Source organism: Pseudomonas sp. YuFO20 (genome assembly GCF_035064975.1).
Classification (GTDB): domain Bacteria; phylum Pseudomonadota; class Gammaproteobacteria; order Pseudomonadales; family Pseudomonadaceae; genus Aquipseudomonas; species Aquipseudomonas putida_AE.
In genome coordinates this window covers 78797-90187 of record NZ_JAXDEO010000027.1, presented here as the reverse complement: position 1 = coordinate 90187, position 11391 = coordinate 78797, and the positions used below count along the sequence as shown (strand labels likewise).

Genomic DNA, 11391 nt, shown 5'->3' with positions numbered 1-11391 from the left:
GCAGGGTGATTTCATAGCGGGCTTCGTCGCGGGAGCTGGACAGGCGCTGGAAGTTGTTGACCATGCCGTACAGGCTGCGCAATGGCTTGTACTCGGGCGCTGGAAAGCCTGGGTAAGGTGGCTTTGGCGGCGAGGGGTACAGGCTGAAACTGGCGTCCTTGTTGAGCATCTGCTCGGCGCTGAGGTCCTGATTGGTGCAGGTGAATTCGATGCGGTAGCTGAAGGGCTGGCTGAGGTGTTCTTCGCCCTCGAAGGCCAGGACGTCGAAGACGGCGTCGAACCAGCGGATGGCAAATTTGTGGCGAGTGTGGTCGAAAAAGATGCGCGGAGGCGTGCTCATGGTCAGTCCTTCCTGGTCTGCGGGGAGAATTTGCAGGAAGGGTTTTGCGTTCACCCAGGTCCTGATGGATGAAAGCTTTGGTTAAGTTGAATAAGTTGGAAATGGGACGTTTCTGAGAAGGGTGTAGGGCTTTTCTGTATTGGAACACCGGGGTTAAAAGTATCGGACAACCCTGTAGGAGCGAGCTTGCTCGCGATGGTCGTTAACGAAAACTCTGTAAGCCTGACACCCCGCGGCCATCTCGGTTTTTTCGCGAGCAAGCTCGCTCCTACATGAGGGTGGCAGCTGTACGCAGGTGTGGAAGACCAGGCCAATCCCCGGGCCCTTGCCTACGCAGCCCTGGGCGGTAACGGCGGGTTATCGCTACCAGTGGTAAACAGGTAAAGCCTCAATCATCCGGCATTTCCGGTGGCTTGGCCGGTTTTGCCGGTTTGCCGTTTTTTGCAGCCTTGGCGGTCCCTTTGGGCGGTGGGGTTTCGGCAACCGGAGGTGGCGTTGGCGCCGCTGCTTCCTTCTCTGCCGCCGGCAAGGCATCGACGGTGTCGAAGATTTTCTTCAGGTCGACCGACCTGGATTCATCCCCCGAGCTTTCGAGTTTCTTCTCGCCGTCCTTGCCCATCAGGATCACTTTGGGCAACGCGCCGGCCCCCAGTTTCAGCGCACGGATCAAGGCCATGGTGTCCTGTTGGCCGAGGTCCTTGCCGTCCAGTTGGCCGGACGTGTTCAGCACGCTGTACACCCGGATGTTGCGCTCGGCGACACCCTGCTTGTTGGCCGGATCTTCCAGGGACTTTTTCAGGTTGACCCAGACCGGGTCGACGGTGCTCGAGGCAATCACGATCAGCGGCCGGGCCCTGCCCTTGTCGATATCCAGAGGTGAATCGCCATCGGCGGCGAACAAGGGGCCGGCAATCGCCAGCAAGGTAGCCAGGGTCAGTGACCTGATGAGCATGCGCATCTCCTTTTGATATCCACGCTCTAATGATTGCGCATCGCGGCGTTCGTTCCGGTGACGCTTGGCAAATGTGTTTCACCTTGCTCCAAGCTTAGGTCAGGGCGGTCATTGCGCAACAGGCTGGGCTAATCTGAAAGCATGAAATAAACCTCATGAGGAGCCGTGCATGAGCGTTCGACTGAACCACACCATCGTCTGGTGCCGCGACAAACAACGGTCGGCCTGTTTCCTCGTTGAACTGCTCGGCCTCCCGGCGCCGGAGCCCTTCGGGCCGATGCTGGTCGTCAGGCTCGACAACCAGGTGTCGCTGGACTTCTACGACAACGACCCGTCGATCGCCTCGCAGCATTACGCGTTCCTGCTCGGCGACGACGACTTCGACCAGGCCTTCGCCCGCCTGCAAGCAACCGGGCAGCCATGGTGGGCCGATCCGGGCAAGCAGCGGCCGGGTGAGATCAATGACCATGGCGGCGGACGGCGGGTGTATTTCGATGACCCGGACGGGCATCTGCTGGAGATCTTCACCCGCGAATAGCGGGATACTCATCGCTGCTGTCCGGCCAGGTCGTCAACACCTGGAAGCCATCTTCAGTGACCGCCACCATATGCTCCCACTGGGCTGAAAGGGAGTGATCCTTGGTGACCACGGTCCAGCCGTCGGCCAGGGTTTTGACGTGGCGCTTGCCCAGGTTCAACATCGGCTCGATGGTGAAGATCATGCCGGCTTTCAACTTCATTCCCTGGCCTGGGTAGCCGTAGTGAAGGATTTGCGGTTCATCGTGATAGATCTTGCCGATACCGTGACCGCAGTATTCGCGCACGACACTGAACCCGTCATCTTCCGCCACCTTCTGGATGGCATGCCCAATGTCGCCCAGCGTAGCGCCGGGGCGGACCATGCGGATGCCGGCGCACATGGCGTCATAGGCCGTCTTGACCAGGCGTCGTGCCTGCGGGCTGGGTTCGCCCACGAAGTACATGCGGCTGGTGTCGCCGTACCAACCGTCCTTGATCACGGCAATGTCGATGTTCAGGATGTCGCCATCCTTCAATACCCTGTTCGAAGGGATGCCATGGCAGACCACTTCGTTGACGGAGGCGCATACGGTCTTGGGAAAGCCGTGGTAGCCGACATTGCCTGGAATGGCTTTCTGTACGTTGACGATATAGTCGTGACAAAGCCGATCGAGTTCGTCGGTGGTGACCCCTGCTTGCACATGGGGCGTGATCATCGCCAGCACTTCGGCCGCCAGCGTGGCCGCCGCGCGCGACTGGGCTATTTCTGCCGGGGTATTGAGCTTGATATTGGCCTTCATTGCTTGCCCCCGGACGTTGCATGAACCGGCGAGGCTTGGGAAACATCCGCGATCGCACAGAGCTGTTTTACATCAAGGCCACCGGCCAGTTCGGCACGAATGAGCAGGCGGCAGATGTCGCTGTGATTCAATTCTGGATGTAGCTCGGCCAGCATCCCGATGCGCATCCAGTGTTCGGCTTGCGCATTGATCGAGCGACTCAGCGCATCGCTGGCGACGCGCAGGTTCTCATGCATGTCTTCTGAAATCTTGACGATACCCATCTACTTTCCCGATACGAAATATATATGAAACATATACTAATCGTTTCAGGTGCTGGAGCGCAATTTCTGGCACTGGGTTCAGCCAGAAGAATACTCAACCCTGCATCAGGACGGCGCCTGGCGGAACCCGCTTGCGCAGCTTCTTGCAACTGCCGGGCGGGGGCTGTTGCCCCGGCTGGCGATCGGCGAACCAGATGCGGCATTGGCCTGGGGGCGGCCAATGGCCGCGGGGAATCGTTATCTCATCGGACGCAGGCTCTGGCTCCAGCGCAGCCACCTTGAATTGTCCTGCACTCTGTGGCCCGGCAGTCGCCGCGGCCACTTCCGCTTCGCGCGCCTTCTGTACGGCAACCGGATTCTCCTGCGCCTTGGGCGGGATACCCGAAGCCTGGGCCTGCTGCGCCGCCTGGATCAACTGGAGATTGCGGTTGCGTAACGCCTCGTTGCCTGTAATCCGCATGTTCGAGCGCAACGCCAGGGTTTGCGCCTGCTGGTATTGCCCCTGCTGCAGGCGCAGCACGCCGAGGTAATGCAGGGTCGCGGGATTGTTCGGCTGGATATGCAGGGCACGCTCCAGCGTGGCGGCGGCCTGGTCCAGCTGGCCACTTTCATACTGCCGCGAGGCGGTTTCGATCAGGGCGGTTGAGGCACTATTGCTTTGCGCGGGCGTTTTTCGCTCGGCAGCCACCGGGCCAAACGACGCGACGGCGCAAAACGCCAGGAGGAAGCTGGGCAGGAAACGCTTGGTTGGCATCAGGGGGCAGACTCGGCTGATCTCGGAGGGCACCGCCATGAAAGCAGGCCACCAGCACTGCTCGGAATCTCCGATACAGGGCCCCTACTGACCTGGCCTGCACCCTGAAGTTCCCGTTGCCACGGCCACTTCAGCCCACGTTCGACCTCTGCCAGTCGAACCGACAGGACCTGCTCCCGCACACATCATTAAATTTTCAACTTCAGGAAAATCAACTATACCCAATTGGGCAATCAGTATTGATCCCGGCCCCAAGCACCCGTGCAGTCGCTGGTCCCCGGTCACTCAACGTCAGGACAGACCACGAGACTCTGGTTATGAATGGTTTGAAAGTCGCAGCAGGCCATACCGTTCTAGATTGCTTCCATACTTCCCGCCCGATCGTTGCCCTGGATCAAACCGACTTCACCGATGTTGCCGCCGCGGTACTGACCGTCGACGATGTCATGGGCGGCGCGCTCGATGCCATTCAACGAACAGGTTTCGACATCCCCCTATTCCTGGTGGTCCCTCGCGGCGGTGCCGGCAACCGTGCACTCGATGTCTACAAGCGCCTGCACGAGGTCATCCTACTGGTCAACGGAGTGTTTGACCTCTCCAGCTACAATGCCGAGTACTACGGCAATCAGCTGGAAACAGCCGCCAAGGCCTATGAAGAAAATCTGTTGCCGCCCTTCTTCGACGCCCTCAAGCTCTACACCGAGGCCGCCAATGCGACCTTCGCCTGCCCCGGCCACCAGGGCGGACAATTCTTTCGAAAGCACCCCGCCGGCCGCCAGTTCTTCGATTTCTTCGGCGAAACCCTGTTCCGCGCCGACATGTGCAACGCCGACGTCAAGCTCGGCGACCTGCTGATCCACGAAGGCCCGGCCCTGCTGGCGCAAAAGCATGCCGCCACAGTGTTCAACGCGGACAAGACCTACTTCGTGCTCAACGGCACCTCGGCGTCGAACAAGGTGGTCACCAATGCGTTGCTGACACCTGGCGACCTGGTGCTGTTCGACCGCAACAACCACAAGTCCAACCACCAGGGGGCATTGATCCAGGCCGGTGCCACGCCGGTGTACCTGGAAACCGCGCGCAACCCCTACGGCTTCATCGGCGGCATCGATGCCCATTGCTTTGAAGAAGACTACCTGCGCGAGCTGATCAAGGAAGTCGCCCCGGACAAGGCCCAGCTACCGCGACCGTTTCGCCTGGCGATCATCCAGTTGGGCACCTATGACGGCACCATCTACAACGCGCGCCAGGTGGTCGACCGCATCGGCAAGCTGTGCGATTACATCCTGTTCGACTCGGCGTGGGTGGGCTACGAGCAGTTCATCCCGATGATGAAGGATTGCTCGCCGATGCTGCTGGACCTGGGCGAAGACGACCCGGGCATCTTCGTCACGCAATCGGTGCACAAGCAACAGGCCGGCTTCTCCCAGGCCTCGCAGATCCACAAGAAGGACCGCCACATCAAGGGCCAGGCGCGCTACTGCAATCACGCGCGGTTGAACAACGCGTTCATGGCCCAGGCCTCCACCAGCCCGTTCTACCCGCTGTTCGCCTCGCTGGATGTGAATGCGCGCATCCACGCCGGCCGCAGTGGCTTGCGCCTGTGGGAAGACTGCGTGAAGTTCGGCATCAATGCACGCAAGCTGATCCTCGAAGCCTGCACGCTGGTGCGCCCCTTCGTGCCGGAAACCATCGACGGTCGCCCCTGGCAGGACCACCCCACCGACGCCATCGCCAGCGACCTGCGCTTCTTCGAGTTCCACCCCAAGGATCGCTGGCACGCCTTCCCCGGCTATGCCGACAAGCAATACTTCATCGACCCCTGCAAGCTGCTGTTCACCACCCCCGGGATCGACCCGATTGATGGCAGCTACACCGACTTCGGCATCCACGCCGGCATCCTGGCCAACTTCCTGCGCCAGAACGGCATCGTCCCGGAGAAGTGTGACCTCAACTCGATCCTGTTCCTGCTCACGCCCGCCGAAGACTGGGCGAAGATGAGCCATCTGGCCGCGCAACTGGCGCGCTTCGAGCAGTTCCTCAGCGATGACGCGCCCATGAGCCGAGTACTGCCGGCCATCTACGCCCGGTTCGAGGACCGTTACCGCAACTACACCATCCGCCAGCTCTGCCAGGAAATGCACGACCTCTACCGCAGCCATAACGTGCAGCAGTTGCAAAAGGACATGTTCCGCAAGGAACACTTCCCGAAAAAAGCCATGAACCCGCAACAGGCGCAGATCGAATACATCCGCGGCAATGTCGAGCTGGTCGCGTTGGCCGATGCCGACGGTCGTATTGCGGCCGAAGGGGCACTGCCCTATCCACCCGGTGTGCTGTGCGTGGTGCCGGGGGAAATCTGGGGTGGTGCGGTGCTCAAGTATTTCCTCGCGTTGGAAGACGGCATCAACGCGTTGCCCGGCTTCACGCCGGAACTGCAAGGCGTGTACCTGAAGGAACAAGGCGGCCGCATTCGCGCTTACGGATACGTGCTCAAGGCCTGACCTCGCCCCATTGAAAGATCAGCGTTTCCTGCGACTTACAGCAAGGAGTGTGCGATGGCAGATTCAAGCAAGAAAATGGGCCTGATGGGGCTCACCACCCTGGTAACGGTCAACATGATGGGCTCAGGCATCATCATGCTCCCCACCAACATGGCCCAACTGGGTGCCGTCTCGCTGTTGTCGTGGATTTTCACGGCGATCGGCTCGATGGCCATTGCCTATTGCTTCGCCCAGTGCGGGGTGTTCTGCGCGCGTTCCGGCGGCTTGTCCGCCTACACCGAAGAAGCCCATGCGAAGTCGGGGTTCTTCCTCTGCTCGTACCTGTACTTCCTGTCCCTGGCGATCGCCAACGTCGCCGTCGCGATCTCGGCGGTGGGCTACATGAGCGCCTTCCTGCCCTGGCTGAGCACGGGAGCCATCCCGCTGTTCGTCGGCACGGTCGGGCTGATCTGGATTACCATCATCGCCAACTTCGGTGGCCCCAGCATCACCGGCAAGATCGGCGCGATCACCGTGTGGGGCGTGATCATTCCGGTGGCGGGCCTGTGCATCATCGGCTGGTTCTGGTTCGATGCCAACGTGCTGGAAGCCGCCTGGAACCCCAACAACCTGGCGATCTCCGACGCCATCGGCAAGGCCATCCCCCTGACCCTGTGGGCCTTCCTCGGCATGGAATCGGCGGCCCAGGCCACCGATGCGGTGGAAGACCCCAAGCGCAACGTACCGCTGGCCTGCCTGTTCGGCACCCTCGGTGCAGCCACGGTCTATGTGCTGTCGACCACGGTTATCCAGGGCATCATTCCCAACGCCGAACTGGCCAACTCCTCGGCACCGTTCGCGCTGGTCTACGCCAAGATGTTCAGCCCGCTGGTGGGTAACATTGTCATGGCCCTGGCGGTCATGGCCTGCGTGGGCTCGCTGCTGGGCTGGCAGTTCACCCTGGCCCAGACCGCGAAGATGACCGCCGACCAGAACCTGTTTCTCAAGCTGTTCAGCAAGGTCAACGCCAGCGATGCCCCCGTGATCGGCATGATCGTCTGCGGCGTGCTGCAGACGCTCATGGCCGTGTCGACCATCTCGCCCGATGCCGCTGCACAGTTCAGCAAACTGGTGAGCCTGGCGGCCGTGACCAACCTGATCCCGTACATCACGGCGTTGACCGGTTTGCTGGTGATCATGCACAAGGCCCAGGTGGGGCCCGCGGTGTACTCGCGCAACGTGGTGGTGTTGCTGGTGGCGGTGGCCTACTCGTTGTACGCCCTGTATGCCTGCGGCAAGGACGCCGTATTGGGCGGCACCCTGGTGCTCGCCTTTGGCTACCTGCTCTATGGCTTCCTCGCCAAGCGTTTCGTCGACGCGCCCACCGTCACCCAGGCCAGGACCGGCAATGTTTAGGCATGGCAATCAGGACTGCTCAGACTTGTACACGGGGAAACCGGACATGAACGTACCTTTTGCTGCAAAAACCACCCGCCTGCTGCTGGCCCTGGTGGTCACCGCCCTGCCGATGGTGGCGAGTGCCAACACCCTGGAGCGCATCCGCGCCAGCAATGCCTTTACCCTGGGCTACGTGCCGGACCTGTCGCCCTTCAGCGTCCAGGATGGCGACAAAGCCAGCGGTTATGCCATCGACCTGTGCCTGAAGATCGCCGACAAGCTCAAGAGCGAACTCGACCTGCCCAACCTGCAGGTGCGCTACCAGCCCGTCACGTCTGCCGAAGAGACCAGCGCGGTGAAACTGGGCAAGGTCGACATCCTCTGCACGCCCACCCCGCCCACCCTCGAACGGCGCAAGACCATCAGCTACTCGATACCGGTGTACACCGCCGGCCTCTCGGTACTGGTGCGCAAGGATGCCACCGAACCGCTGCTCAACGCGCTCAACGGCAAGGAAGCCATCCCCGGCCCGACCTGGCGGGCGACGATCAACCGCGGCCTGGCCAACCAGACCTACGCCACCGTCGAGGGCGGTGTAGTCGAAGACTGGATTCGCGAACAGATGCGCATGCTCGGCGTGATCGCTTCGCTGGTGACGGTGGCCAATACCGAAGAAGGTGCAGCGATGGTCGCCACGCGCAAGGCCGATGCGTTCTTCTCCGAGCGCATGCTCCTGAAAAACCAGGTGGCCAAAGGCGGCGCCAACAATGACCTGATGGTCCTGGACCGCATCTTCGAGTTCTCCCCGGTGGCCATGATCGTCGAACGCGGTGACGAAGACTTCCGGCTGCTGGTCGATATGGCACTGAGCGAGGCTTATCGCTCCGGCGCCATCGAGCAGGAGTACGACAAGTACCTGGGCGGGATCAACGAGACGATGAAGAAGCTGTTCCGGGTGTATGCATTGCCGTGAGGATTTCTCAGAACGCCAGTTTGTAGCCGATCAATACCAGCATGGTCGCCAGGCAAGGACGCAACACTTCATCGGAGATGCGCCCGGTCAGGTGGCTGCCCAGGTAAATCCCCGGCAACGAACCGACCAGCAGATAACCGAGTACGTGCCAGTCCATGTTGCCCATGCTCGCATGGCCAAGGCCGGCGACCAGGGTCAGGGGCACGGCGTGGGCGATTTCGGTGCCGACCAGGCGGCGGGTCGGCAGCAACGGATAGAGGATGAACAACGCCACGGTGCCCAGGGCACCCGCGCCGATCGAGGTCAAGGCGACCATGGCGCCCAGCACCAGGCCGGTGATCACGGTCAGGACATTGAGGCGCGCACCGCTGGGGTTGTAGTTGCCGCCCGCGCGCTTGTGGGCGAAATCGAGCAGGCGTTTCTTGAACAGGATCGCCAACGCCGTGGCGAACAGGACAAAGCCCAACGCCTGCTTGATGATCGCGTTCATCGCGTCGGGTGCTTCGTTCAGACTGCTCAGGAACCACAACGTCAACGCCACCGCCGGCACGCTGCCGAGGGTCAGCCAACCGGTGATCGACCAGTCGATGTTGTTGTTCTTGCGGTGAACCAGGACGCCGCTGGATTTGGTGATGGCCGCGTACAGCAGATCGGTGCCGACCGCGGTTGCCGGGTTGATGCCGAACCATAGCAGGATGGGGGTCATCAACGACCCGCCACCGACGCCCGTCATGCCGACGATGAAGCCGACCACCAGCCCGGCCACGACCAACCCGAAATTCAATAGATCCATTGATACGTCCACAAACCGCAGGGAATAACTGGCCCGCAGCATAGCGACATTTCTTATAACCAGTTATATCGATGCGATCTATCTTTATACCCCGATCTCATCACGACCTGTAGGAGCTGCCGAAGGCTGCGATCTTTTGATCTGGTTTTTGAAGATCAAAAGATCGCAGCCTTCGGCAGCTCCTACAAAGGGGTGGGTCATTGCACCGGCAGGAAATTCAGGAACAGCAGGCTCTGGGCATAATTCAGGCCGATCCGCCGGTAGCGTTCGTCGAGCATCTGGGTCACCAGGTCCAGGCGCGCGACGATCTTGCCGAACTCCACGGCGAAACTCAGGTTGCTGCCCTCCTCCGAGATTTCGTTGGAGAACAGCATGGGCTGGCCGTCCTTGTTCTGCCGCTGACTGAGGATCCAGGTGGCGATCTCGATGTTGCGCGCGGCATTGCTGACGAACGTCGGGTTGATCGCGTCCGTCATGTAGAACTCCAGGCGATTGCCGTGGGCGGTGACCAGCATGCTGCCGATGGCATAGATGAACGCACCGACCCGATCGCCGAGAAACTCAGGGCTCATGGCAAACCGCAGCGCCGCCAGATCCTTCTTGTTCCCCAGCGTGGGCAAGGGCTGCTGCTGCTCAATGGCCATGCGCACCTGCTTGCCGGCGGTACGGGCATCGAGGAAGCCGGATTTCTTCAATTCCTCGGGGTTGCGCAGGTACAGCTTGCCCATCAGCAGGTAAAGGCTGTCGAGGTTGTCGCGCATGGCCAGCGTGGCCATGCGGTCGACGCTGGTTTGGAGGAACTCCTGGGGTTTGCCTTCGCGTATCTGGGTGAACAGGTCGTTGCCGGGTTGGTGGCTGCAACCGCTGGCCAGCAACAGCGACAGGCCGGCCAGTAGCAGGCGATGGCGACGGATTGAGCGGATGATGTGGGGTGAAACTTGGGCCATGGGCATTGAACTTGGACATGGGCCGGCGGTGGGGATCGCCGTCGGCTGGCAATGGATAGAGCCGATAGATGGGGAAAAGTGCGGTGGCGAGGGTTGGCAATCGATCACCGGCAGTTTTGGGAGCAGAACCGGAACGCAGCCGCTTACCTTGTAGGAGCTAGCTTGCCAGCGATGGTCGTCAACGATAACGCGTGATGTCAGGTTCATCGCGGCGCTCTGGCGTTAATCGCTGGCAAGCCAGCTCCTGCAGGGGATCGGGTACATCCGCGTGCAGTTGGCCGTCGGGATGGAACCCTTGGGTCTATCCTGATGCCAACCGAAATATCACTAAAAGGAGCAAGCATGCGCACCCAGCAATTGGCCGGCACCCAAGTGCCCGTGATCGGCCAGGGCACCTGGCAAATGGGCGAAGACCCCGCCCGACATAAAGAGGAAGTCGCCGCCCTGCGCCTGGGCATCGACCTGGGCATGACCCTGATCGACACCGCAGAAATGTACGCCGAAGGCGGCGCCGAGATCGTGGTGGGTGATGCCATCGCCGGCCAGCGCGACCGGGTCTTTCTCGTCAGCAAGGTCTACCCGCACAACGCCAGCCGCCAGGGCATTCCCCAGGCGTGCGAGCGCAGCCTGCGGCGGCTGAAAACCGAGACTATCGATCTGTACCTGTTGCATTGGCGGGGCCAGTATCCCCTGGAAGAAACGGTCGAGGCCTTCGAACGCCTGCGTGAAGCCGGCAAGATTGGCCGTTGGGGCGTGTCCAACCTTGATCTCGACGACATGCTGGAACTCCCGGCAAAGGAGGCCTGCGCCACCAATCAGGTACTCTACAACCTGGAAGAGCGCGGCATAGAATTCGATCTCTTGCCCTGGTGCAAGGCACACGGGATGCCGGTCATGGCCTATTGTCCGATCGGCCAGGCAGGGAACATGCTGGCCAATGCTACGCTCAAACAAGTAGCTGCTGGCCACGACGCCACGCCTGCCCAGGTCGCGCTGGCATGGCTGCTGCGCCAGGACGGCGTGATCGCCATCCCCAAGGCTGTCCGCCCGGAACATGTGCAACTCAATGCGCAAGCGGCACGGTTGAAGCTGGAGGCTGGGGATCTGGAGGCGCTGGACCAAGCGTTTCAGGCGCCCAAACGCAAGCAGCGGTTGGCCATGGTCTAAGC

At 61.1% G+C, this 11391-nt stretch carries 12 protein-coding genes; 5 read left to right on the top strand and 7 right to left on the bottom strand.

The window, feature by feature from the left end:
* A partial coding sequence (locus SOP85_RS16860; RefSeq protein ID WP_323627562.1) for a contractile injection system protein, VgrG/Pvc8 family occupies positions 1-340 on the bottom strand: 340 nt, incomplete at its 3' end.
* Positions 341-728: 388 nt separating this feature from the next.
* Entirely contained in the window at positions 729-1292 is a 564-nt protein-coding gene (locus SOP85_RS16850) for a DUF4174 domain-containing protein (protein WP_323627561.1), read from the bottom strand.
* Positions 1293-1461: 169 nt separating this feature from the next.
* On the opposite strand from SOP85_RS16850, the gene SOP85_RS16845 reads away from it, so the two are divergent.
* The gene (locus SOP85_RS16845) at positions 1462-1830 is read left to right on the top strand and encodes a VOC family protein (RefSeq protein WP_323627560.1); all 369 of its coding nucleotides are present in this window, start codon (positions 1462-1464) and stop codon (positions 1828-1830) included.
* Here SOP85_RS16845 and map read toward each other — a convergent pair.
* From map to SOP85_RS16830, 3 genes are all read right to left on the bottom strand, one after another.
* Complete coding sequence (map, locus tag SOP85_RS16840; RefSeq protein WP_323627559.1) at positions 1817-2611, bottom strand: type I methionyl aminopeptidase; 795 nt, start codon at positions 2609-2611, stop codon at positions 1817-1819. The two genes, SOP85_RS16845 and map, sit on opposite strands and share 14 nt — an antisense overlap.
* Positions 2608-2874, bottom strand: a complete 267-nt coding sequence (locus tag SOP85_RS16835) for a ParD-like family protein (protein ID WP_323627558.1) — start codon at positions 2872-2874, stop codon at positions 2608-2610. The genes map and SOP85_RS16835 overlap by 4 nt, the downstream gene beginning before the upstream one ends.
* Positions 2875-2968: 94 nt before the next feature.
* Positions 2969-3628 carry a tetratricopeptide repeat protein gene (locus tag SOP85_RS16830; RefSeq protein ID WP_323627563.1) on the bottom strand — a complete coding sequence of 220 codons (660 nt, stop codon included), beginning with the start codon at positions 3626-3628 and terminating at the stop codon, positions 2969-2971.
* Between the two features lie 317 nt (positions 3629-3945).
* Here SOP85_RS16830 and speF point away from each other — a divergent pair, with 317 nt between their 5' ends.
* From speF to SOP85_RS16815, 3 genes are read left to right on the top strand one after another with little or no spacing between them, the layout of a single operon-like run.
* The gene (gene speF, locus SOP85_RS16825) at positions 3946-6132 is read left to right on the top strand and encodes an ornithine decarboxylase SpeF (RefSeq protein ID WP_323627557.1); all 2187 of its coding nucleotides are present in this window, start codon (positions 3946-3948) and stop codon (positions 6130-6132) included.
* Between the two features lie 54 nt (positions 6133-6186).
* Positions 6187-7527 carry a putrescine-ornithine antiporter gene (gene potE, locus SOP85_RS16820; protein ID WP_274077029.1) on the top strand — a complete coding sequence of 447 codons (1341 nt, stop codon included), beginning with the start codon at positions 6187-6189 and terminating at the stop codon, positions 7525-7527.
* 46 nt (positions 7528-7573) lie between these two features.
* Positions 7574-8482, top strand: a complete 909-nt coding sequence (locus SOP85_RS16815) for an amino acid ABC transporter substrate-binding protein (protein ID WP_323627555.1) — start codon at positions 7574-7576, stop codon at positions 8480-8482.
* A gap of 7 nt (positions 8483-8489) precedes the next feature.
* Here SOP85_RS16815 and SOP85_RS16810 read toward each other — a convergent pair whose 3' ends face one another.
* Both SOP85_RS16810 and SOP85_RS16805 read right to left on the bottom strand, forming a co-directional pair.
* A complete protein-coding gene (locus SOP85_RS16810) occupies positions 8490-9275 on the bottom strand; it encodes a sulfite exporter TauE/SafE family protein (protein ID WP_274077031.1) in 786 nt (261 codons plus the stop codon).
* Between the two features lie 197 nt (positions 9276-9472).
* Complete coding sequence (locus tag SOP85_RS16805; RefSeq protein ID WP_274077032.1) at positions 9473-10222, bottom strand: hypothetical protein; 750 nt, start codon at positions 10220-10222, stop codon at positions 9473-9475.
* Positions 10223-10564: 342 nt separating this feature from the next.
* Between SOP85_RS16805 and SOP85_RS16800 the strand changes: the two genes are divergently transcribed.
* Positions 10565-11389, top strand: coding sequence for an aldo/keto reductase (locus SOP85_RS16800; RefSeq protein ID WP_323627554.1), 825 nt, complete (start codon positions 10565-10567; stop codon positions 11387-11389).
* The last annotated feature ends 2 nt before the right edge of the window (positions 11390-11391 follow it).

Coding starts and splice junctions, on each gene's coding strand:
- speF (WP_323627557.1), top strand. CDS start 3,946: ATGAATGGTTTGAAAGTCGCAGCAGGCCATACCGTTCTAGATTGCTTC.
- map (WP_323627559.1), bottom strand. CDS start 2,611: ATGAAGGCCAATATCAAGCTCAATACCCCGGCAGAAATAGCCCAGTCG.
- SOP85_RS16805 (WP_274077032.1), bottom strand. CDS start 10,222: ATGGCCCAAGTTTCACCCCACATCATCCGCTCAATCCGTCGCCATCGC.
- SOP85_RS16830 (WP_323627563.1), bottom strand. CDS start 3,628: ATGCCAACCAAGCGTTTCCTGCCCAGCTTCCTCCTGGCGTTTTGCGCC.
- potE (WP_274077029.1), top strand. CDS start 6,187: ATGGCAGATTCAAGCAAGAAAATGGGCCTGATGGGGCTCACCACCCTG.
- SOP85_RS16815 (WP_323627555.1), top strand. CDS start 7,574: ATGAACGTACCTTTTGCTGCAAAAACCACCCGCCTGCTGCTGGCCCTG.
- SOP85_RS16810 (WP_274077031.1), bottom strand. CDS start 9,275: ATGGATCTATTGAATTTCGGGTTGGTCGTGGCCGGGCTGGTGGTCGGC.
- SOP85_RS16850 (WP_323627561.1), bottom strand. CDS start 1,292: ATGCTCATCAGGTCACTGACCCTGGCTACCTTGCTGGCGATTGCCGGC.
- SOP85_RS16835 (WP_323627558.1), bottom strand. CDS start 2,874: ATGGGTATCGTCAAGATTTCAGAAGACATGCATGAGAACCTGCGCGTC.
- SOP85_RS16845 (WP_323627560.1), top strand. CDS start 1,462: ATGAGCGTTCGACTGAACCACACCATCGTCTGGTGCCGCGACAAACAA.
- SOP85_RS16800 (WP_323627554.1), top strand. CDS start 10,565: ATGCGCACCCAGCAATTGGCCGGCACCCAAGTGCCCGTGATCGGCCAG.